18 protein-coding genes are annotated in these 22,484 nt (G+C 64.2%); 13 read left to right on the top strand and 5 right to left on the bottom strand.

Annotated elements, in window-relative coordinates; genetic code table 11:
* Window positions 1-7 precede the first annotated feature (7 nt).
* The 8 genes from DWF74_RS20955 to DWF74_RS20990 all read left to right on the top strand — a co-directional run bounded on the left by DWF74_RS20955 (window position 8) and on the right by DWF74_RS20990 (window position 10,475).
* Entirely contained in the window at window positions 8-583 is a 576-nt protein-coding gene (locus DWF74_RS20955) for an RNA polymerase sigma factor (protein ID WP_115581634.1), read from the top strand.
* On the top strand, window positions 580-1,569 hold the full coding sequence (locus DWF74_RS20960; RefSeq protein WP_115581635.1) for a FecR family protein: 990 nt from the start codon (window positions 580-582) through the stop codon (window positions 1,567-1,569). Before DWF74_RS20955 ends, DWF74_RS20960 begins: the two co-directional genes overlap by 4 nt.
* Before the next feature lie 168 nt (window positions 1,570-1,737).
* Window positions 1,738-2,145, top strand: coding sequence for an ExbD/TolR family protein (locus tag DWF74_RS20965; protein WP_060837609.1), 408 nt, complete (start codon window positions 1,738-1,740; stop codon window positions 2,143-2,145).
* Between the two features lie 4 nt (window positions 2,146-2,149).
* Window positions 2,150-2,920 carry an energy transducer TonB family protein gene (locus DWF74_RS20970; protein ID WP_115581636.1) on the top strand — a complete coding sequence of 257 codons (771 nt, stop codon included), beginning with the start codon at window positions 2,150-2,152 and terminating at the stop codon, window positions 2,918-2,920.
* A gap of 43 nt (window positions 2,921-2,963) precedes the next feature.
* Entirely contained in the window at window positions 2,964-5,204 is a 2,241-nt protein-coding gene (locus DWF74_RS20975) for a TonB-dependent receptor family protein (RefSeq protein ID WP_115581637.1), read from the top strand.
* 28 nt (window positions 5,205-5,232) lie between these two features.
* Window positions 5,233-5,871, top strand: coding sequence for a MotA/TolQ/ExbB proton channel family protein (locus tag DWF74_RS20980; RefSeq protein WP_115581638.1), 639 nt, complete (start codon window positions 5,233-5,235; stop codon window positions 5,869-5,871).
* Between the two features lie 147 nt (window positions 5,872-6,018).
* The gene (locus DWF74_RS20985) at window positions 6,019-7,722 is read left to right on the top strand and encodes a bifunctional metallophosphatase/5'-nucleotidase (protein WP_115581639.1); all 1,704 of its coding nucleotides are present in this window, start codon (window positions 6,019-6,021) and stop codon (window positions 7,720-7,722) included.
* A gap of 314 nt (window positions 7,723-8,036) precedes the next feature.
* Window positions 8,037-10,475, top strand: coding sequence for a TonB-dependent siderophore receptor (locus DWF74_RS20990; protein ID WP_110596046.1), 2,439 nt, complete (start codon window positions 8,037-8,039; stop codon window positions 10,473-10,475).
* Between the two features lie 34 nt (window positions 10,476-10,509).
* On the opposite strand, the gene DWF74_RS20995 is transcribed toward DWF74_RS20990, so the two are convergent.
* The 3 genes from DWF74_RS20995 to DWF74_RS21005 all read right to left on the bottom strand — a co-directional run bounded on the left by DWF74_RS20995 (window position 10,510) and on the right by DWF74_RS21005 (window position 14,015).
* Window positions 10,510-11,274 (bottom strand): acid phosphatase, encoded by a 765-nt coding sequence (locus DWF74_RS20995; RefSeq protein ID WP_240321950.1) that lies wholly within the window; start codon window positions 11,272-11,274, stop codon window positions 10,510-10,512.
* Between the two features lie 115 nt (window positions 11,275-11,389).
* Window positions 11,390-12,664, bottom strand: coding sequence for an OprD family porin (locus tag DWF74_RS21000; RefSeq protein WP_102878429.1), 1,275 nt, complete (start codon window positions 12,662-12,664; stop codon window positions 11,390-11,392).
* Between the two features lie 475 nt (window positions 12,665-13,139).
* Entirely contained in the window at window positions 13,140-14,015 is an 876-nt protein-coding gene (locus DWF74_RS21005; RefSeq protein ID WP_110596049.1) for an AraC family transcriptional regulator, read from the bottom strand.
* Window positions 14,016-14,171: 156 nt separating this feature from the next.
* On the opposite strand from DWF74_RS21005, the gene DWF74_RS21010 reads away from it, so the two are divergent.
* Entirely contained in the window at window positions 14,172-15,119 is a 948-nt protein-coding gene (locus tag DWF74_RS21010) for a DMT family transporter (RefSeq protein WP_115581641.1), read from the top strand.
* A 90-nt stretch (window positions 15,120-15,209) separates the two neighbouring features.
* On the opposite strand, the gene DWF74_RS21015 is transcribed toward DWF74_RS21010, so the two are convergent.
* Window positions 15,210-16,184: a 2-hydroxyacid dehydrogenase gene (locus DWF74_RS21015; RefSeq protein ID WP_115581642.1), complete on the bottom strand. Its 975-nt coding sequence runs from the start codon at window positions 16,182-16,184 to the stop codon at window positions 15,210-15,212.
* A 210-nt stretch (window positions 16,185-16,394) separates the two neighbouring features.
* Entirely contained in the window at window positions 16,395-17,363 is a 969-nt protein-coding gene (locus tag DWF74_RS21020) for a LysR family transcriptional regulator (protein WP_102861226.1), read from the bottom strand.
* A 266-nt stretch (window positions 17,364-17,629) separates the two neighbouring features.
* On the opposite strand from DWF74_RS21020, the gene DWF74_RS21025 reads away from it, so the two are divergent.
* The 4 genes from DWF74_RS21025 to DWF74_RS21040 are packed head-to-tail and all read left to right on the top strand — an operon-like array spanning window position 17,630 to window position 22,421.
* Entirely contained in the window at window positions 17,630-19,141 is a 1,512-nt protein-coding gene (locus DWF74_RS21025; protein ID WP_115581643.1) for an efflux transporter outer membrane subunit, read from the top strand.
* 11 nt (window positions 19,142-19,152) lie between these two features.
* Complete coding sequence (locus tag DWF74_RS21030; protein WP_115581644.1) at window positions 19,153-21,360, top strand: FUSC family protein; 2,208 nt, start codon at window positions 19,153-19,155, stop codon at window positions 21,358-21,360.
* Window positions 21,350-21,550 carry a DUF1656 domain-containing protein gene (locus DWF74_RS21035; protein WP_007930063.1) on the top strand — a complete coding sequence of 67 codons (201 nt, stop codon included), beginning with the start codon at window positions 21,350-21,352 and terminating at the stop codon, window positions 21,548-21,550. The genes DWF74_RS21030 and DWF74_RS21035 overlap by 11 nt, the downstream gene beginning before the upstream one ends.
* A gap of 10 nt (window positions 21,551-21,560) precedes the next feature.
* Entirely contained in the window at window positions 21,561-22,421 is an 861-nt protein-coding gene (locus tag DWF74_RS21040) for an efflux RND transporter periplasmic adaptor subunit (RefSeq protein WP_115581645.1), read from the top strand.
* The last annotated feature ends 63 nt before the right edge of the window (window positions 22,422-22,484 follow it).

The following is a 22,484-nucleotide window of genomic DNA, read 5'->3' on the forward strand; positions in this document are numbered from 1 at the left end:
GACCGTGATGAGCGCCCTGCCACCGGACCCCGGCGACCTGGATCACCCCGATCTGCGGGGCAGTCGTGCGCATTTTCTGCAGGTGTTCCTGTCCCAGCGTTCGCAGATGGAAGCCTTGGTCAGCCGCCGGGTCGGCTGCCGGGCCACCGCCGCGGACCTGGTGCAGGACCTGTTCCTGCGCTTCTGGCGCCGGCCCCTGGTGCAGGTCGAAGAGCTCAGCACCTACCTGCTGCGCTGCGCTGGCAATATTGCCATCGATCATTTGCGCAGCGAAGGCGCGCGGGTGCGGGTCAGTGAAGGCTGGTTACCGGAACAGCAGGACAACCAGGGCAGCGAGCCCCAGGCCGCCCTGGAAGCCGGCAATGACTTGCGACACGTGGAGGCCGCCCTGCGCAGCCTGCCGCAGCGAACCCGGCAGATCTTCCTGCTCAACCGTATCCACGGGCGCAAGTACGCCGAGATCGCCAAGGTCATGGGGCTGTCCCAAAGCGCCGTGGAAAAACACATGATGCGCGCCCTCGAAGCCTGCAAGGCCAGCCTGCGGGAACCTGCGCCCCCGCGCACGCCAAGGAATGCACCGTGAATCAGCGCTCCAGAGTCATCCCGACGCCAGCCCAGGAACAGGCCGCCCTGGCCTGGCTGAGCCTGCTCCACGACCAGCCCAGCAGCGGCGATCAGGCCACCTTCAGCCAATGGCTGCAGGCCGATCCGGCCCACGTCGAAGCCTATGCCCAGGCCCAGGTGCTGTGGGAGTTGAGTGAACAGCCGGCGCGGACCCTGGCGGATGAAGACGCCTTGGCCCTGCAGGGCCTGCTGCGCGCCATGGACGGAGCCCGGGCTCGGGCCCGGCGGCGCTGGTCGGCAGGGTTGGCCATGGCCGCCAGCGTGCTGCTGGTGATCGCCCTGGGCGCCGGCTGGCAGCCGGGCCGTTGGCTCGATGACCTGGGCGCCGATTACGTTTCCGCGCCGGGTCAGGTACGCACGGTGATGCTTGCCGACCAGAGCCAGGTCACCCTGGACGCCGACAGCGCCATTGCCGTGGACTTCAGCCGCGGCGAACGTCATGTGCAGTTGCGTCGTGGCGCCGGTTTCTTCAGCGTCAGCCACACGGGCGCGCCCTTTGTGGTGGCGGCCGGGGAGGGCGAAGCGCGGGTCCTGGGCACCCAGTTCGAAGTGCGTCTGCAAGCCGACGGTGCCCAGGTCACGGTGCTGTCTGGGCGTGTCGCGGTCACGGCCGCCAAAGGCGCGGCGCAGCAGGTGCTCGGTGCCGGCCAGCAGGTGGCGTACGGTCATGGCCAGGCGACCCCGTTGCAGGGTGTCGACAGCGAAGCGCAACTGGCCTGGCGCCAGGGTTGGCTGAACTATTACCACGCGCCCCTGGCCGAGGTGGTGCAGGACCTGCGGCGCTATTTCCCCGGACGCATCCTGCTGCTCAATGACCAACTGGCAGCGCGCCGGGTCAGTGGCAGTTTCTCCAGCAAGGACCCTCAGGCGGTCCTCGATTCCCTGCAGGCGGCCTTAGGGTTCGAACAGCACCAAGTCCTCGGCAGGTTCATAGTCCTGCGCTGAAAGGCCCGTCCCAGAGCTCCCGAACATTCATCGATATCACACCTTTCTGTCACCAAACCGTTATATCAGGCGCGGATGATCTGCGGATTCCTGAGCACATGGTCAGGATCGGCGAGGGTTGTGATTCAGCTCTCACAAGGGAGGGAAGGCTGAAGCGGGAGCAAGACGATGCGCAGCTGGGATGTCGCAAAAAAGAAGAAGGCCCACATCGAAATCATTCCGATGATCGATGTGATGATGTTTCTCCTGGTGTTCTTCGTACTGATCAGTCTCAACGTGATTCCCGCCGTGGGAATCAAGACGCAGTTGCCGGTGGCCAGTACCGCGCAACAATTGAAGCCGCAAAACAAGGCGGTGATTACCCTGGGTCTGCAAGAGCGCCTGCAACTCGACGGCCAGGACCTGGATGAAGGGGCGCTGTTGGCACAACTTAAAGTGCTGAACAACGGCAGCGAAAAGTTGGTGATCATTATCAACAGCGATCAGGGCGTGGAAGTTAAACGCCTGGTTTCGGTGATGGACTTGCTCAAGGGCAATGGCTTCTCTTCCGTCTCCATCGCTACGCGCAAGTCCTGACGCCATGTTCGGTTTATATAGAACTCGCAAGTGGCTGGCGTGCCTGCTGCCGGCCGGCCTGCTGTTTCTGCTGATCTATGCCAGTCAGTTGCAACAGTTGCAGATCAAGCCGGTGTATGACGAAAGCACGGTGGAAATTGCCCTGGTGGATGCGGCGGAACTGGTGGCCGCGGCAGAGCCACCACCGCCTGAGCCCGAGCCGCTGCCGATCGAGCCCGAGCCACCGCTGGTGGTGCCTGAGGAAGAGCCGCTGGTGATCGAGCCGCCCAAGCCCAAGCCGGTGGTCAAGCCCAAGCCCCCAGCGCCCAAGCCGTTGCTGGCCAAGCCGCAACCACCCAAGCCGGCTCCGGCTCAGGTGGCCAGGAGTGCCCCCGCGGCGCAGCCGGCGGTGGTTGCAGCGCCGCAACCGGTGGTGGCGCCAGCGGCTCCTGCACCGGCTCCGGCCCCCGCACCTGCGGCGCCCGCCAGTGCAATCAAGGAAAGCCTGTACACCGCCGCTTTGCGCAAGGAACTGGAAAAGCACAAGCAGTACCCCAGCGGCCGCGAGGCCTCGCTGCAACGTCCCCAGGGCGATGTGGTGATCTGGCTGGAAGTCGATCGGGCCGGCAACGTGCTCGACAGTGGCATCGAAAACAAGGCGCCGAACATGTTGCTCAATCGCGCGGCGCAAACCAGTTTGCGCCGCGTGGAGAAAGTTTCACCGTTTCCCTCGGACGCGTTCTCCGGCAAGAACAAGCAACGTTTTACCGCGACCTTTAGTTACAACGTGGAATAAACCCATCACCTATTAACGAAAGTTGTAAGCAAGGGATTGACCCGTGAAGATCAATAAACTTTATGCCCTGCTTCTGGCATCGGGCCTGGGCAGTTTTGCGCCATTGGTTTTGGCCGAAGATACAGTTGACGTCGGTTCGGTGAACGTTGCCGGTAAACAGACCCTGGGCAACGGCCACATGATCAAGGAAGAAAGCGCCAAGGGACGTTCCACCGTGACCAAGGAGGCCATGGACCAGATGGCCCCCACTGCCAACGCCGTGGACAAGCTCAAATACACCCCGGGGATCAACGTTTCCAGCACCGACGCCACGGGCCTGAGCGGCACCAACTTCACCATGCGCGGGATGAACTCCGACCAGGTGGGTCTGTCCGCCGATGGTTTCCCGATCAACGACTCGGGGGACTACAGCATCTACCCGAACCTGATGGGCGACCCGGAGAACTTCAGCGAAGTCTTCGTCACCCAGGGCTCGTCCGAAGCCGACGGCCCGCACATCGGCTCCAGCGGCGGCAACATCGGCCTGGTGACCGTGCGCCCGACCAAGGACTTCGGCGTGTTCGCCAAGCAGTCCATCGGCTCGAACAACGTGCGCAAGAGCTTCGCCCGTCTCAACACCGGTGACCTGGGCGGCTTCAAGACTTGGGTCTCGGCGTCCCACACCGAGGGCGACAAGTGGCGCGGCAAGGGCACCCTGCGGGCTGACAAGGTCGAGTGGAACACCCTGTTCGAAGACGGCAACGGCAACTCCACCAACGCCATCGTCAAGTACAACCAGCAGGAAAACTACAACTACAACAGCCTGAGCAAGGCCCAGTTCCAGAACCAGGGCCGGCGCCTGGACTACTCGGAAAGCACCGTGTTCAAGAACGGCAGCGTGTCCCAGTCCTACAAGCTCAATCGCAACCCTTTTGAAAGCCTGACCGCCTCGGTGACCCAGCGCTTCCAGCTGCGCGACGACCTGAGCCTGACCTTGAACCCCTACTACGTGTGGTCCAACGGCGGCAGCTTCAGCGGCCAGACCGCCACCAGCTTGTCCGCCAGCTCGAACAAGGCCGGCAACTACGACCTGAGCGGCTTGCCTGCCGGCACCTACTACCGGCCGTCGTGGACCGAAACCTGGCGCCCCGGGATGACCACCAAGCTCAAGTGGGACCTCAACGAAGAGCACAGCCTGGACGTCGGCTACTGGTACGAGCGCGCCCGCCAGCGCCAGACCCAGCCCTTCATCGGGATCAAGGGCAATGGCGCCCCGGAAAATGTCTGGGGTGACTACAACGGTTCCGACCAACTGGTGGACCGCAACGGCGCCACGGTCCAGGGCCGTCACCAATACACCGTGACCCCGGCGCAGAAACTCTGGGTGCAGGACACCTGGCAGGCGACCCCGGACCTGACCCTGACCGGGGCCCTGGCCTACCAGTACGTGGAACGTGACGGCAACAACCTCGGCAGCCTCACCGACAAGCCGGAAAAGCGCAACGCCAAGTACCACGAGTTCCTGCCCAGCTTCAACGCCAAGTACCAGATCGACCCGAACAACCAGGCCTTCTACAACGTCACCCGCAACATGCGCACGCCGCCCAACTACGTGCTCTACAACAAGGGCGATTCCATCAGCCTGAAACCCGAGCTGAGCTGGAACCAGGAACTGGGCTGGCGCTACAGCGAAGACAACATGGCCCTGAGCGCGACCCTGTTCTACATCAGCTTCAAGGACCGGCAGATCTCCACCACCGACGTCAACGGCGACTATGTGGTGGCCAACGTTGGCGAAGTGAAGAACCGCGGCCTGGAACTGGAGTGGAGCGGCAAGTTGCCCCACGACTTCAACTACTACGCCTCGTACACCTACACCCAGTCCGAGCAGATGGACGACCTGAGCAACAAGAACGTGCTGCTGCCCACCTCCGGCAAGCAACTGGCCAACGTGCCGGAAAACATGTTCAACCTGAGCCTGGGCTACGACGACTCGCGCTACTACGGCAACGTCGTCGGCAAATACGTCGGCGCCTTCTACGGCGACCTGACCAACGACGAGAAGATCGCCGGCCGCACCGTGGTGGATCTCAACGCCGGTATCCACCTGCCGGTGGACAAGAAAGTGCTGAAGTCCGCGACCCTGCGCTTCTCCATGCTCAACGTGTTCGACAAGGAATACCTGGCCTCGACCCGCACCGTGTCGTTCAACACCCAGCGCACCAATGGCCTGGCACCGAGCACTGCCTATTACAACGTCGGTGAGGAACGCACCGCGATGGTCTCCCTGGAAGCCGGGTTCTGATGGCCTTCGGGCCCAAGAGGAAATGACGATGGACATGAATCTGCTGCACGACATCACCTTCTACACCATGTACGGCGCCGCCGCGATTGCCGCCTTTATCGCCGTGGAGCGCGGCATCTACTTCAGCTTCAGCCTGCGCCAGGCGAAGAAACTGGAGGCCGTGCTCAACCCGAAAATGCACAGCGTCGACGACCTGCCCGCCGAGCTGCGCCAGCGCAACAGCCTGCCCCTGGAGATGGTCGCCGAGCTGTTCGCCCACAAGCAGGGGTTGGCCAGCCACAAGGACCTGGAAGACCTCAGCGAGTCGATCTACATCGCCACCCGCAGCAAGCTGATGCATGGCTTGTGGCTGCTGGAAACCGTGGTCACCGCCGCGCCCCTGCTGGGCCTCCTGGGCACCATCCTGGGGATCATCGACACCTTCAAGGCCCTGGCCGAGACCGGCGTCAGCGACCCGGGCGAAGTGTCCAAGGGCATCGGCACCGCGCTCTACGCCACGGCCCTGGGGATCGCCATCGCCCTGGGCAGCATGATTTTCCACAACCACTTCCAGGACCGGGTCGAGCGCATCACCGACCACCTGAAGATCCTGTTGCTGCGCGCCGGCATGGGCACCGCCCTGAAGGCCCCCGTACCCACGGTCCAGGGCAATCTGCAACCGGCCTGATGACCTGACGTGACCTGTAGCCGCTGCCGTAGGCTCGGGCCGCGTTCGGACGATCGACGGCGAGCGCTGTTCCCCAGCGCTCGTCTCTGTCCGATCCAGGCCTGTGTCAGCGGCCTTTTTTTTGCTGATCTGCCAAGGATTTCTTTCATGTCCCGTCTTCGTCCCATGCCCCGGCTGCTGGGTGCACTGACCCTGGCCCTGGTCACCCTGGCCGGTTGCAGCTCGCTGCCGCGCGAGCCGCAACCGGTGGCGGTGAACATCGTCGCCATCAACGACTTGCACGGCTATTTGCAGGCCAACCCCTTCAGCTACAAGGACCCCCAGGCCCCGGGCGGGGTGCGCAAGCTTGCGGCCGGCGGTATCGCCACCCTGGGCGGCATGCTCACCCAGCTGCGCCAGCAGGACCCGCAACTGCTGTTCATCGGCGCCGGTGACCTGGTGGGTGGCAGCCCGCCGCTGTCGGCCATGTGGGCCGACGAGCCGACCCTGGAAGCCCTGCGTCACATGGACATGAAACTCAGCGCCATCGGCAATCACGAACTGGACAACGGCAAGGCCGAGTTCCTGCGCCAGCTCAATGGCGGCTGCCAGTCATCGCGGCCGGACAAGGCCTGCCAGTTCCGCCCGAACTACCCGGGCAGCGGTTTCCCCTACCTGGCGGCCAACCTGCTGGACAGCGACACCGGCCAGCCGCTGTTGCCGGCCTACCGCATCGAAGAGGTGCGCGGGGTCAAGGTGGCCTTCGTCGGCGCAGTGCTGCGGGACGTGGCTTCGGTGGTCAGCGCCAAGGGCATGCGCGGTTTGCAGGTGGCCGATGAAGCCCAGTCCATTAACCAGTTGATTCCCGAACTCAACGCCAAGGGGGTCAACGCCATCGTCGCCGTGGTGCACCAGGGCGGCGCAACCCCTGAGCCGTTCGACCAGCAGGACTGCTCGCAGTTGAGTGGCGATATCGTCGACGTGGCCAAGCGCCTGGACCCGGCGGTGGACGTGTTGATCAGCGCTCACTCGCACCAGGGCTACCTGTGCAAGGTCGGGCCATTGCTGGTGACCCAGGGCAATGCCTACGGCCATCTGTTGACCCACCTGACCCTGCAAGTGACCCCGGGCCAGCACCGGGTGACGAGCATCCAGGCCCTTAACCTGCTGGCCGATCCGGCCCGTTATCCACAGGACCAGGACTTGGCGAAGCTGCAACAGGAGGTCGAGGCCCGCAGCAATCAGGTGCTGCTCCAGCCGGTAGGGGCGATTGCCGCCTCGCCGATTGCCCGGCGCGCTGATAACGCCGGGGAAATGCCCATCGGCGACCTGATCGCCGATGCCCACCTGGCGGGTGGCCGGGCCAACGGTGCGCAAATCGCCTTCATGAACACCGGCGGCATTCGCAGCGACCTGGCCCTGGAACCGGGGCAGACCCAGGTGAACTACGGGCAACTGGCGCCCCTGCAACCGTTCAACAACAACCTGATCGCCTTCGATCTCACGGGGCGGCAGATCGAACAGGTGCTCAACCAGCAATGGAAGGGCGCGGACGATGCCAACATCCTGCAAGTGTCCCAGGGCTTCAGTTATCGCTGGGACGCCCAGCGCCCGCTGGACAGCCGCGTAGTGCCCGGCAGCCTGCGCCTCAACGGCAAGCCGCTGCAGGCCGATGGCAACTACCGACTGGTGATGAATGGCTTCCTGGCCGATGGCGGCGACCGCTTCAGCCTGTTCAAGAGCGGCCGCAACCGCAGCGACCTCGGGCTCAGCGATCTGGACGCGATGCTGCAGTACCTCAAGGCCATGGACCAGCAGGGCCAGCCTGTGGGTTCCAGCACCAGCGCCGGGCGCATCCAGCGCCTCAACTGACACCAGAAGCGCCCCGATCCTTGTAGCCGCTGCCGAGCCTGCGAGGCTGCGAAAAGGTCCGCAGGACCTTGCTTGGCGATCTCCCGCCAAGCCAGCAGCGGCCTCAAGACCGCCGCGACCACTTCGTCGGAGTGCCGCCCAGCTCGTTCGCAGCCTGCGCCAGCGGCTACAAGGAGTGCATCGGGCGGGGGGCGTTTTCGCCATCGTGAAAATATTTTCAAAAAACAGGTGAGGTCTTTGCGTTCGAGCTACGTGTAGTGCTTGAAAGTGCGACTAATTCGCATTCATGGCTTTTTTACACGCGAGTCTCAAGCATGAAGTCCAGGGCACATTCGGCGGCAAACGCTTCGGTCAAACGGTGGTTCGGCGCTTCGGCGCTGGTGGTGTCGGGGTTGGCGTGGCTGCCCCTGAGCGTGGCGCAGGCGGCCGAGGCCGGCAGTGCGCAACACGGCGCGCTGTTCAACTTTGCCATCGTGGCCAAGCCGCTGCCCCAGGCCCTGAGCGATTTCACCCGGGTCACCGGGATCAGCGTGGTCTACACCGACGAAGCGCCTTATGCGTTCAAGGCACCGGCTCTGAGCGGCCCGTTCAGCGCCGAACAGGCCCTGCAGCGTCTGCTGGGCGGTTCCGGCTTCACCTACCGGCGCAGCGACGCGCACACCCTGGTCCTGGAACCCTTGCCCAGCAGTGGCGCACTGAACCTGGGGGCCACCAGCATCACCACCCCGGGCCTCGACGACAGCACCAGCTACCAGCCGCCGGCCACCACTTCGGTGGCCCGTTCCCAGGCGCTGAACCAGGAAATCCCGCAGATCATCAACGTAGTGCCGGCCCAGGTGCTGCGGGACCAGACCCCGCGCAATCTGGACGATGCCCTGAAGAACGTCAGCGGCATCACCCAGACCAACACCCTGGGCGGCACCCAGGATGCGGTGCTGTTGCGCGGCTTCGGTGACAACCGCAACGGCTCGATCATGCGCGACAGCATGCCAGTGGTGCAGGGCCGGGCGCTGAATGCCACGGCGGACCGGGTGGAAGTGCTCAAGGGCCCGTCGTCTCTGCTGTACGGCATCCAGGACCCGGGCGGGGTCATCAACATTGTCAGCAAGAAGCCTGAATTGCAGCAGTCCACGGCCCTGACCGTGCGTGGCTCGACCTACGGCTCGGGCAAGAACGGCAGCGGCGGCAGCCTCGACACCACCGGCCCGCTGGGTGATTCGGGGCTGGCCTACCGCTTGATCGTCGACCATGAAGACGAAGACTACTGGCGCAACTTCGGCACCCATCGCGAATCCCTGGTGGCGCCGTCTTTGGCCTGGTACGGCGAGCGCACCAAGGTACTGCTGGCCTATGAGCACCGCGAGTTCCTGACCCCCTTCGACCGTGGCACCGCCATCGATCCCAAGACCAACCACCCGCTGGACATCCCGGCCACCCGACGCCTGGACGAGCCGTTCAACAACATGGAAGGGCGCTCGGACCTGTATCGCTTTGAAGTCGACCACGAGCTCAGCGACGACTGGAAGGCCCACTTCGGCTACAGCTGGAACCGCGAGACCTACGACGCCAGCCAGGTGCGCCTGACCGCGGTAAATGCCAACGGCACCCTGACCCGGGCCATGGACGGCACCCAGGACGCCCTGACCACCGACCGCTACGCCACCGTCAGCCTGGAAGGCCAGGTGCAACTGGGCGGCATGCGCCACGATCTGGTGTTCGGCCTGGATGATGAGTACCGCAAGATCTACCGCGCCGACCTGATCCGGCAGAAAAGCCGGACCACCTTCAACTACCTGAACCCGGTCTACGGCCGGGAAGTGGCCGGAACCACGGTCAGCGCCAACGACAGTGCGCAGACCGACCTGTTGCGCAGCGACTCGCTGTTTTTCCAGGACGCCATCCACCTTACCGACCAGTGGATTCTGGTGGGCGGCGGACGTTTCCAGGAATACGACCAGTACGCCGGCAAGGGCCGGCCGTTCCGGGTCAACACCAACAGCAACGGACAGAAATTCGTGCCGCGGGCCGGTCTGGTGTATCGCTACACCGACCAGTTGTCGCTCTACGGCAGCTACACCGAGTCGTTCAAGCCGAACTCCAGCATCGCCGATCTGGCCGGTGGCAGCGCGGTGCTCGACGGCTCCATCGCCCCGGAAGAAGCCAAGTCCTGGGAGCTGGGGGCCAAGCTCGACATTCCCGGGCGCGTCACCGCCAGCGCGGCGCTGTTCGATATCACCAAGCGCAATGTGCTGGTGACCACCGCCACCGCTACCGAGACGGTCACCAGCGTCGCCGGTGAGGTGCACTCCCAGGGCCTGGAACTGGACCTGACCGGGCAGCTCACCGATCAGTGGAGCCTGATTGGCAGCTACGCCTACACCGATACCGAAGTGACCAAGGACACCCAGTACAAGGGCAAGCAACTGCAGAACGTGGCCAAGAACACCGGCTCGCTGTCGGCGGTCTACGACTTCGGCAGCCTGATCGGCGGCGACCGCCTGCGCGTCGGCGCCGGGGCCCGTTATGTCGGCGAGCGCGCCGGGGATGCGCCCAACAGCTTCGACCTGCCGGGCTACACCGTGGCCGATGCCTTTGCCACCTACGACACCCGGGTCGAAGGGCAGAAGGTCAAGTTCCAGCTCAACGTGAAGAACCTGTTCGACAAGACTTACTACACCTCGTCGGCCAGCAAGTTCTTCGTGTCCATGGGGGATGCCCGCCAGGTGTCGCTGTCCAGCACCCTGGAGTTCTGATGAGCACCCTGGTCCTGGGCGTGGCCGTGGCGCCTTAGTCGGCGCCCAGCGCCAGGGCTTGCGCTTGCGCCGCACAGTCGCCGCTGGCGGTCAGGCCCTTGGCGCGAACGGCCAGCAGCTCTTGCCGGGCGACGGCGAAGTCGGCCTGGAAGGTCGGATCGGTGTGCAAGCGTGCCACGGTGGTCGCGCCAATCTCGCGGCCTTCACGGACGTCGCTGTACCAGTGCACGTTGCACACCATGCGGCTTTCCGAATAGGCCCGGCCACGGGCCCAGAGCGCGTTGCCGTGCTCGGGGGCCAGTTCGCTCAACAGCAGCGCCCAGGCCCAGCCGATGGCGCTGTGGCCCGATGGGTAGGAACCATCCGCGGCCAGCTTGGCTTCATCTTCCGGGGTGCAACTGGGCTGCTGGTTGTAGACGAAGGGCCGGGGGCGCTGGTAGCGCTTCTTTGCGCGATAGGTGGCCAGCCCGGCATCGGTCAGGGTCCGGCGCAAGACTCTGTACAGCGCAGGTGTTTGCTGTTCGCTGATGGGCGCATCCAGCGCACAGGAAAACGTCTCTGCGGCGGCGGGGAATTTCAGGTTGGCATCGCTGATGGCCAACGCCCAGCGTTTGCTGCCACGCAAGGCCTGGCTCTTTTCAGCCATGCTCTGGTCCAGCGCGAAGGCTGGCGTGCCCACCGCAGGAGGTGGTGGTAACAGCGACAGACTATTGGGCAGATCCTGCTGTTTCAGATAACCGATCAAGTAACCCGGTCGGAACTCCGGGACGCTTTCCGTTTGGCTGGTTTGTTTGGCCACGGCGGAGTGGATCAGACTTGAAAACAATAGACCGGCCAAACAGTTCGATAGTAGGCGTTGCATGTGGATATCACCTCTAGGAGTTTGATTCGCTACATGGGTTCTGCTTGTTGGGTTACTTGATGTTCCAGGCGTAATTGAACATCAGCCGTGTATCATCGGTGTCGCGAATGAAGTTCTTGGCATAGTTGGAGCGATAGTGTGCGGTGCGCAGGCGCACACTCAAGTTTTTCAGTGGGCCTTGTTGCACGACATAACGCAGTTCGTTATCCAACTCCCATGACTTGCCAATGGTTCGGGTGCCGGTGATTTCGGCATGGCTGCCGGATATATAGCGGCTGTTGATACTCAGTCCCGGCAAACCCAGGTTGGCGAAGTCATAGCCATAACGAAGTGCCCAGGAACGTTCCTTGGCATTGGCGAAGTCACCCAGTACCGATAAGTTGATCAAGTTGGCATCGGCGCCCAGGATGTTGGCATAACCGGTGTCTCCCAACATTCGCTGATAAGCCAGGCCAAGGCTGTGGCCTTTATAGGCATAGCCGAGTAGCCCCTGCAGAGCGCGGTTGTCGATCTTGCCGCCTTTGGCATTGCCATAGTCGTTCATCAGGCTCAAGCGCAGATCGCTGCTGAACGTCCCCGCGCCCCAGGGGCTCTTGTTGACCAGGGTGAAGACCTGCTGGCGGTAGATGTCCTCCAGTTGGGCGACATGCACCCGCGCCAGCCATTGCTTGTGGAACCGATAGTCGACGCCCGCCATGTCGAAATGATCCGCCGTTGCCCCCTGACCCTGGAAGCGCCGGTTCAAGGGGCTCAAGGTCAGTGGCGTGTACTGCGTGGCGTTGCGCTGCATGACCCGGCTCAGGCGCCCGGCGGTCAACTCCAGGTCATCGATTTCATTCGAGGTCAGCAGCCCGCCTTCGAAAATCTGCGGAAACAGGCGGCCGTCGTTGGGTTTCAAGGTGGGCAGTACCGGTGGCACCAGCGCGCCGAACTTGAACAGGGTCTTGCTGGCCTTGAGCTTCCCGGCCAGGGCCAGTTTCCAATAGTCATCCTCTGCCCGGCCATCGCGTCCCACCTTCAGCAGCCCGGTGCCGGTTCGGCCAGGCGCGGAGTCCAGCTTGATGCCGAGCATGCCGATGGCGTCGGCACCCACACCCAGGCGGCCCTCGGTAAACCCCGAGTCCAGGCGCAAGAGCAAACCTTGTGCCCATTCTTCACGGCTGGGCGCGGTGCCTTCGCGATAGTCCCGATTGAAGTAATAGTTGCGCAGTTCCAGGCGCGCGCTGCTGTCTTCAAGCAGTTCGGCTTTTACCGGGATGGCCAGCAGCCCGGCGCAAAGTAGGGTAGAGCGGTTGAGCCATTGTCGTGGCCAGTGTCTTGAAGGCATTTCATCGTCCTCTGTTTTTGTTGTTTTAGGAGAAAGGCGATTGGGGGCTGATGTGTTGAGTCTTTGCAGCTTTGTTTAAATGTGATGAAGGGTGGGTGAAGTTGTGGGTGTGGCTTTTTTGGGGTTGAAGTTAATGGGGGTGAAGGCGTGTGGCTGTTTGTTGAATCTTTGCGTAATGCCGGGGATTCAAGGCCTAAAGACTAAGTTGGGTCTGGGGTTAAACAAGAATCATCAGTTCTGTGAATGGGGTGATAACTGAAGTTTTAAAATAATTACCTGTTTGCGTTTTTGTTTGTCATATCGGTACTTGTTGGAAGTGCTCTTTTATAGAGGGCGGCGTAGGGGTTTATTAATTGTTTGGTAAGAGTTGTCCTGTTTAGGTAAAGAATTTGAGTAATTTACTTATTCAGGCGTGCCGATGCGGACTTTGGCATAAGAAGGGGCCTACAGAGGCGGGTCAGGATTAAGCCGAACCTCAGCGCAGGAATGCCAGGCGGTAGTCCCCCGGTGTTCCACCCAGGGCCTGGCGGAAGCGATTGTTGAAGTGGCTGGCACTGGCAAAACCACAGGCCAGGGCAATCTCCCCCAGGGGCTGGGCAGTGCTGCGTAGCAGGTGCCGGGCCCGGCTCAGGCGCCGGGCCAGCACATATTGATGGGGCGGCAGGCCGAAGCTTGCGCGGAACATGCGGGCGAAGTGGTACTCCGACAGCGCACACAACCCCGCCAGTTGGCCCAGGCTCAGGGGCGCGTCCAGCTGGCTGTCGATGTAGTCCACCAGCAGGCGGCGCTGGTGCGCGGCCAAGCCGCCCTTGAGCCGGGCACCCTGGCGCAGGCCCACTTGATTGAGCAGGGCATGGCAGAGCATCTCGTGGGCCAGGCTGCTGGTGAGCAGGCGCTCGCCGGGCTCGTCCCAGTTCAGGCGGACCAGTTGCGCAAAGCGCCGGGTCTGCTCGGGGTCGTCGACAAAGGTGCTTTCGCGCAGTTGCATGGCCCGCGGCTCGCGGTCCAGCAGGGTGACGCAACCCAGGGCGAATTGCTCGGGGCTGAAATACACGTGGGCCAGGCGGATATCGCCGTTGATCACCCAGGCCGACTGGTGCTCGGCGGGCAGGATGCACAGCTTGCCCGGGCCGCCTTTGCTGCCCGGCTGATCGCGGCGAAAGGTGCCGGTGCCGCCGGCCAGGTAGCAGGACAGGGTGTGGTGGCCGGGCGCCTCATATTCCTGGGCGTCGTGATGGTTGCTCCACAAGGCTGCGGACAAGCCGTCTCCGAGCTCGGCGCTGTGCTCCAGGCGAGCATGGGGCGAGCGGTTCAAGGCTTGGAAGACTTGCAGGGTATCCAGTGCGGGCATGCTGTTCGAATCGGCAAGGGGTCCGGTTTCCGGTGGTTTGCATGCTACTCCCTCGCCGGTTCGCCGCCAGCCCCGGGCCGATAAAAAGCGCAAGTTTATGCAAGCGCCCAAGGTCGGTCGGGCGGGACACTGCACGCCTTATAAAGGAGTCGCGCCATGAACCTATCGCTGTACCTGTTGACCGTGCTGATCTGGGGCACCACCTGGATCGCCCTGAAACTGCAACTGGGGGTGGTGGCGATTCCGGTGTCCATCGTTTATCGCTTCGCCCTGGCGGCCCTGGTGCTGTTCGCCTTGCTGCTGCTCAGCCGCAAGCTGCAGCCGATGAACCGCCGTGGCCACCTGATCTGCCTGGCCCAGGGCCTATGCCTGTTCTGCATCAATTTCATGTGCTTTCTGCACGCCAGCCAATGGATTCCCAGCGGCCTGGTGGCGGTGGTGTTTTCTACCGCGACCTTGTGGAACGCCCTGAATGCGCGGGTGTTCTTTGGCCAGAAGATTGCCCGCAACGTGCTGCTGGGCGGCGGCCTGGGCTTGCTGGGGTTGGGGCTGCTGTTCTGGCCGGAACTGGCAGGCCACAGCGCCAGTCCGCAAACCCTGCTGGGCCTGGGCCTGGCCCTGTTGGGCACCCTGTGCTTCTCGGCGGGCAACATGCTCTCCAGCCTGCAGCAGAAAGCCGGACTCAAGCCCATGACCACCAATGCCTGGGGCATGGCCTACGGCGCGACAATGCTGGCGGTGTATTGCCTGTTCCAGGGCATTGCCTTCGACCTGGAGTGGACCACCCGCTACATCGGCTCGCTGCTGTACCTGGTGATACCGGGTTCGGTGATCGGCTTTACCGCCTACCTGACCCTGGTGGGGCGCATGGGCCCGGAACGCGCAGCCTATTGCACGGTGCTGTTCCCGGTGGTGGCGCTGAACGTCTCGGCCTTTGCCGAAGGCTACCAATGGACCGCCCCGGCATTGGCTGGACTGGTGCTGGTGATGCTGGGCAACGTGCTGGTGTTCCGTAAACCCAAGGCTGCGCCAGCCTCTGTAGCCGCTGCCGAGCTTGCGAGGCTGCGAACGGCGGCGCAGCCGTCGCAAAACCAGGCGACCTGATGCTGCCGGGCTATCGCTGAAGGTCCTGCGGACCTTTTCGCAGCCTCGCAGGCTCGGCAGCGGCTACAGGGGGTGATAGGCAGTGGGTGGTCAGCCCTTCCACACTTGCGGGTTGACCAGGTCCTGCGGGCGTTCGCCCAAAAGGGCGCTGCGCAGGTTGCGCATGGCGCGTTCGGCCATGGCGTCACGGGTTTCATGGGTGGCCGAGCCAATGTGCGGCAGGGTCAGCGCATTTTTCAGTTGGAACAGCGGCGATTCTGCCAGCGGCTCTTTCTCGTACACATCCAGGCCGGCGCCGCGGATCTGGCCCTTCTGCAAGGCTTCGATCAACGCCGGTTCATCCACCACCGGCCCCCGGGAAATGTTCACCAGGATCGCGCTGGGTTTCATCAGGGCCAGTTCGCGGTGGCTGATCAGGTGCCGGGTCTGTTCGCTCAACGGCACCACCAGGCAGACGAAATCCGCCTCGGCCAAGAGTTGCTCCAGGCTGCGGAACTGTGCGCCCAGTTCCTGTTCCAGGGCGGTCTTGCGGCTGTTGCCGCTGTAGAGGATCGGCATGCCGAAGCCCAAACGCCCACGGCGGGCGATGGCCGCGCCAATGTTGCCCATGCCGACGATCCCCAGGGTCTTGCCGTGCACATCGCAACCGAACAGTGCCGGGCCGACGCTGGCCTGCCATTGCCCGGCCTTGGTCCAGGCGTCCAGCTCGGCCACCCGGCGGGCGCTGCCCATGAGCAGGGTAAAGGCCAGGTCGGCGGTGCTTTCGGTGAGCACGTCCGGGGTGTTGGTGAGCATCAGCCCGCGTTCGTTGAAGTAGTCCAGGTCGTAGTTGTCGTAGCCCACCGAGATGCTCGACACCACTTCCAGCTGCGCGGCGTTTTCCAGCTGTGCGCGTCCCAGTTTGCGGCCGACGCCGATCAGGCCGTGGGCCTGGGGCAGGGCTTCATTGAACTGCGCGGCGATGTCCCCGAGCTTGGGGTTGGGGACGATGACCTCGAAGTCCTGTTGCAGGCGTTCGGTCATCTCGGGGGTGATGCGGCTGAAGGCAAGTACCGTCTTTTTCATTGCGGGAAGACTCATCAGGCGGGAGAGAATGCCAAGCAAGCTAACATTCCCCACCGGCTTTTTGTAGCCGCTGCCGCAGGCTGCGATGGCTTGCACAGGGGCGGCCTGGTGGCCGCTCTGGAGGGTTCGGCGAGCGTTGCTCAGGCTGAGCCCGCGCAGCCTCGCCTTGGCTCGACAGCGGCTACAGGCCCCCGGTTCAAGGGGGCGGGCTCAGGTGGCCAGGCGTGCGCCGCTCAGGCTGCCGCTCAGTTCATAGGCCGCCAGTTCGGCCTGGTGCGCGGCGAGGATCTCCGGCAGGGAGCCGCGCAGGTATTCGACCCAGGTCTTGATCTTGGCGTCCAGGTACTGGCGCGACGGGTAGATGGCGTACAGGTTCAACTCCTGGGAGCGGTACTGGGGCATGACCCGTACCAGGGTGCCGTTGCGCAGGCCCTCGATGGCGGCGTACACCGGCAGTACACCCACTCCCATGCCGCTGATGATCGCGGTCTTCATGGCGTCGGCGGAGTTCACCAGGAACGGCGAGCTGTTGATGGTCACCATCTCCTGGCCTTCCGGGCCGTCGAAAGCCCACTTCTCAAGCGGTATCACCGGGCTCACCAGGCGCAGGCAGGCATGGTTGAGCAGGTCGCTGGGTTTGTGCGGGCAGCCGTTGGCTTTCACGTAGGCCGGGGAGGCGCAGACGATGCTGTAGGTGATCCCCAGGCGCTGGGAGACGAACCCCGAGTCCGGCAGCTCGCTGGCCAGGACGATGGACACGTCGTAGCCCTCGTCCAGAAGGTCCGGCACGCGGTTGGCCAGGGTCAGGTCGAAGGTCACGTCCGGGTGGGTCTTGCGGTAGCGGGCGATGGCGTCGATAACGAAGTGCTGGCCGATGCCGGTCATGGTGTGCACTTTCAATTGCCCGGCGGGGCGGGCGTGAGCGTCGCTGGCCTCGGCCTCGGCTTCTTCGACGTAGGCCAGGATCTGCTCGCAGCGCAGCAGGTAGCGCTTGCCGGCTTCGGTCAGGGCGATACGGCGGGTGGTGCGGTTGAGCAGGCGGGTTTGCAGGTGAGCCTCAAGATTGGAGACTGCGCGCGAGACGTTGGCCGTGGTGGTGTCCAGTTGCACGGCCGCGGCGGTGAAACTACCGGCTTCGGCGACGCAACTGAAGGCGCGCATGTTTTGCAAAGTGTCCATGGGGTGCTCTCTGGGGAGATGGCAAATTGTGACACGAAGTTACGGGGGCTTGGATAGGCGACCAAGGGATTATCGCGTTTACGGTAACAAAGATTCACAGGAATCCCACCTTATCGCCGCCACGGGCGCCCCCTAGAATTGCGCCGATCCGTAGGAGCCGGTTTGCCGGCGATCCGCGCAACGCGGTTTAGCAGGCGTATCGCTGCGCCGGCCAGCCGATGCCTACGAGAGAAATACTCCCCCCCGATCTTCAGGAATTCGCAGCAGTGCCGCGTCGCATCAGCAGAGGGTTCAAGACCCTCAGTGTTTGGGCTTTATCGTTAGCAATCAGCGGCTGCATCGGAACCGGAGGCATTGCCCCACAAGGCAAGACACTTCCCGCTAATACACTGGCCACCGACGAGGCGATAAAGAGCGCCGCGCAAGAGGCCCACTGGCCCAGTGCCCAGTGGTGGCAGGCCTATGGCGACCCGCAGCTGAACCGCTGGATCACCCTCGCCATGCAAGGCAGTCCGAGCCTGGCCATGGCCGCTGCCCGGGTGCGTCAGGCCAAGGCCCTGGCCGGTATTGCCGAGTCCGCCGAGTCGCTGCAGATCAAGGGCGACGCCACCCTCAAGCGCCACAACTGGCCCACCGATCAGTTCTACGGCCCCGGCGCCCTGGCCAACAGCACCACCTGGGACAACAACGCCGCCCTGGGCTTGAGTTATGCCCTGGACCTCTGGGGCCGCGAGAGCAACAGCACCGAGCGCGCCGTCGACCTGGCCCACATGAGCGTGGCCGAAGCCCGCCAGGCCCAGCTGGAACTGGTGAACAACGTGGTGCGCAGCTATATCCAGCTGTCCCTGCACTTCGCCCAGCGCGATATCGTCGCCGCCACCCTGAAGCAGCAGCACCAGATTCTCGAACTGGCGCAACGACGCCTGGACGGCGGCCTGGGCACCCATTTCGAAGTCAGCCAGGCCGAGGCGCCGCTGCCGGAAACCCATCGCCAGCTGGACGCCCTGGACGAAGCAATCGCCCTGACCCGCAATCAACTGGCGGCCCTGGCCGGCAAGGGCCCGGGGGAGGGCGCGCAATTGCAGCGACCGAGCCTGTCCCTGGGCGCCGCGCTGAAACTGCCCTCGGCCCTGCCCGCCGAACTCCTGGGCCAGCGCCCGGACGTGGTCGCCAGCCGCTGGCAAGTGGCGGCCCAGGCCCGTGGCATCGATGTGGCCCACGCCGGCTTCTACCCCAACGTCGACCTGGTGGGCAGCATCGGTTTCATGGCCACCGGCGGCGGGGCCCTGGAGTTCCTCACCGGCAAGAAACTCAACTACAACGTCGGCCCGGCCATCAGCCTGCCGATCTTCGACGGCGGGCGGCTGCGCTCGGAACTGGGTGAAGCCGCGGCCGGCTACGACCTGGCCGTGGCCAGGTACAACCAGACCCTGGTGGACGCGCTGAAAAGCATTTCTGACCAGCTGATCCGCCGCGAGTCCATGGACAAGCAGCAAATCTTTGCCGCCGAGTCGGTGGCCGCGGCGCAGAAGACCTACGACATCGCCACCGTGGCCTTCCAGCGCGGCCTGACCGACTACCTGAATGTGCTCAACGCCCAGAGCCTGCTGTTCCACCAGCAGCAGATCCAGCAACAGGTGCAGGCCGCGCGCCTGACCGTCCAGGCGGACCTGGTCACGGCCCTGGGCGGCGGGCTTGAAGCCGGCCGTGACGTCCCTGCGGAAAATCGCACCCAGGCACCCAAGACCCCCGCGGCCCTGGCCGTGTTCGACCACTGAAGCAGGCCCTCATGACTTCCTTGCCCGCCCCTTTGCGCTGGCTGTACTCCCTGGAATGGCGCCGGGGTTTCTTCGACTGGGCGCGCAGCGACGGCGTGACCTGGGTGTATATCTTCAAGGTCCTGGCCGCCGCGTTCCTCACCCTGTGGCTGGCCATGCGCCTGGAGTTGCCGCAACCGCGCACGGCGATGATCACCGTGTTCATCGTCATGCAGCCGCAGAGCGGCCAGGTGTTCGCGAAGAGTTTCTACCGCTTTCTCGGCACCCTGACCGGCTCGGCGGTGATGGTGGCGCTGATCGCCCTGTTCGCCCAGAACACCGAGCTGTTCCTCGGCTCACTGGCGATCTGGGTCGGCATCTGCTCGGCCGGTGCCGCGCGCTACCGCAACTTTCGCGCCTACGGTTTCGTGCTGGCCGGCTACACCGCGGCCATGGTCGGGCTGCCGGCCCTGGCTCACCCGGAAGGTGCCTTCATGGCGGCGGTGTGGCGGGTGCTGGAGATTTCCCTGGGGATTCTCTGCTCGACCCTGGTCAGCGCCGCGATCCTGCCGCAGACCGCCAGCGCCGCCATGCGCAACGCCCTGTACCAGCGCTTTGGGGTGTTCGCCCTGTTCGTCACCGACGGCCTGCGCGGGCGCAGCCAGCGCGACAGCTTTGAAAGCAGCAACGTGCGCTTCATTGCCGAGGCCGTGGGCCTGGAAGGGCTGCGCAGCGTCACTGTGTTTGAAGACCCGCACATGCGCCGGCGCAATGGCCGCCTGAGCCGCTTGAACAGCGAATTCATGGGCATCACCACGCGTTTCAACGCCCTGCACCAGTTGCTCGAACGCCTGCGCAGCAGTGGCGCCGACCATGTGGTGGCGGCGATCAAGCCGGGCCTGCAGGACCTGGCGGAACTGCTGGACGGTTTCTCCGGCCGGGCCCTGACCAGCCCCGATGCGGGGCGCCTGGCCACGGCCCTGGCGGCCTACAAGAGCGAGCTGCCGGCGCGGGTGCGCAGCCTGCGGGCGGCCTTCCAGGAGAGCGGTCCGAGCGATGCCGAGCAGTTGGATTTCCACACCGCCTACGAGCTGCTGTACCGCTTCGTCGACGAGATGCACAGCTACGCCCAGACCCACGCATCCCTGGCCGACCACAGTCACGAACGCGAGCGCTGGGACGAGCCCTACACGCCGCAGACCAACTGGCTGGCCTGCGCCGCTTCGGGCATCCGCGCGGCCTTTGTGCTGGTGGTGCTGGGCAGCTACTGGGTGGCCACCGCCTGGCCCAGCGGCGCCACCATGACCCTGATCGCCGCCGCCACCATCGGCCTGTCCGCCGCGACGCCGAACCCCAAGCGCATGGCCTTCCAGATGGCCTGCGGGACCTTGATCGGGGCCCTGGTGGGCTTCGTCGAAATGTTCTTCGTGTTCCCCTGGATCGACGGCTTCCCGCTGCTGTGCCTGATGCTGGCGCCGGTGATCGTGCTCGGTTCATTCCTCGCCTCGCGGCCCAAGTACGCCGGGGTCGGCCTGGGCCTGCTGATCTTCTTCAGCACCGGTTCGGTGCCGGACAACCTGACCGTCTACAACCCCTACACCTTCATCAACGACTACATCGCCATGGTCATGGGCATGCTGGTTTGCGCCGCGGCCGGGGCGATCATCCTGCCGCCCAACAGTCGCTGGCTGTGGCGGCGCCTGGAGCAGGACCTGCGCGGCCAGGTGGTGTACGCCATCAGCGGCAAGCTCAAGGGCCTGGCCTCCAGTTTCGAGAGCCGCACCCGCGACCTGCTGCACCAGGCCTATGGCCTGGCGGTGGGGCAGCCCAAGGTGCAGAGCGAACTGCTGCGCTGGATGTTCGTGGTGCTGGAAGTCGGCCACGCCATCATCGAGTTGCGCAAGGAACAGGCGATCCTCCCGGTGCACCCGGCCTATGCCGAATCCCAGCCCTGGCGCCAGGCGATCCGGGTCATGGGCCGCTCATTGGTGCGGCTGTTCCTGCAACCGAGCCAGAGCAACCTGGAACGCGGGCTGATCGCCGTGGACCACGCCATCAGCCGGGTCCAGGCCACCGACGAGCCCTTTGCCCCGCACTTCGACACCTCGGCCCTGCGCCGGGTCAAGAGCTACCTGCACTTCATCCGCACTTCACTGCTCGACCCGCAATCGCCGCTGGCGGCCTATGCCGTGGCCAAGCCGGCAGCGCCTGCACCCCAAGGACTTGACCATGCCTCGTGAAATCGCCTTCCACGGCGTTTACATGCCCACCATGACCCTGATGTTCTTCATCGCCGCGGCCCTGGCCTGGGCCCTGGACCGGTTCATTTCCGGCTATGACCTGTATCGCTTCTTCTGGCACCCGGCGCTGCTGCGCCTGAGCCTGTTCTGCTGTCTGTTCGGCGCCATGGCGCTCACTGTCTACCGTTGAGATTCGCCCAATGAAAAAGTTTTTCAGCCTGCTCGCCACCCTGCTCGTGCTGGCCCTGGCCCTGTGGATCGGCCGTACCCTGTGGGAGCACTACATGTACACCCCCTGGACCCGTGACGGCCGGGTGCGGGCGGACATCATCAACGTCGCCGCCGACGTCACCGGTGAAGTGGTGGACGTGCCGGTCAAGGACAACCAGCTGGTGCACAAGGGCGATCTGCTGATGCAGATCGACCCCGAGCACTACCAGATCGCGGTCAAGCAGGCGCAATCGCTGGTGGCGTCGAAAAAGGCCACCTGGGAGATGCGCAAGGTCAACGCCAAGCGCCGCGCCGACCTGGACAACCTGGTGATCTCCAAGGAAAACCGCGACGACGCCGGCAACATCGCCGACTCGGCCCTGGCCGACTACCAGCACGCCCAGGCCCAGCTGGAAGCGGCGGAACTCAACCTCAAACGCACCCAGGTGCGCGCGGCGGTGGACGGCTACGTCACCAACCTCAACGTGCACCGCGGCGACTACGCGCGCATTGGCGAGCCGAAGATGGCGGTGGTCGACATGAACTCGTTCTGGGTCTACGGCTTCTTCGAAGAAACCAAGCTGCCCCACGTGCGCGTGGGGGATAAAGCGGACATGCAACTGATGAGCGGCGAAGTGCTCAAGGGCCACGTGGAAAGCATTTCCCGCGGCATCTACGACCGCGACAACCCGGAAAGCCGCGAACTGATCGCCGACGTCAACCCGACCTTCAACTGGGTGCGCCTGGCCCAGCGCGTGCCGGTGCGCATCCACATCGATGAAGTGCCGGAAGGCGTGCTGCTGGCGGCGGGCATCACCTGCACCGTCATCGTCAACCCCGAGCCCCTGTAAGAGCTGGCTTGCCAGCGAAAGCGCCGGCAGGGGCGATGCAAGGCTCGCGGGCCTCTTCGCCGG

The sequence above is a fragment of the Pseudomonas protegens genome, from assembly GCF_003363755.1.
Lineage (GTDB): Bacteria > Pseudomonadota > Gammaproteobacteria > Pseudomonadales > Pseudomonadaceae > Aquipseudomonas > Aquipseudomonas danubii.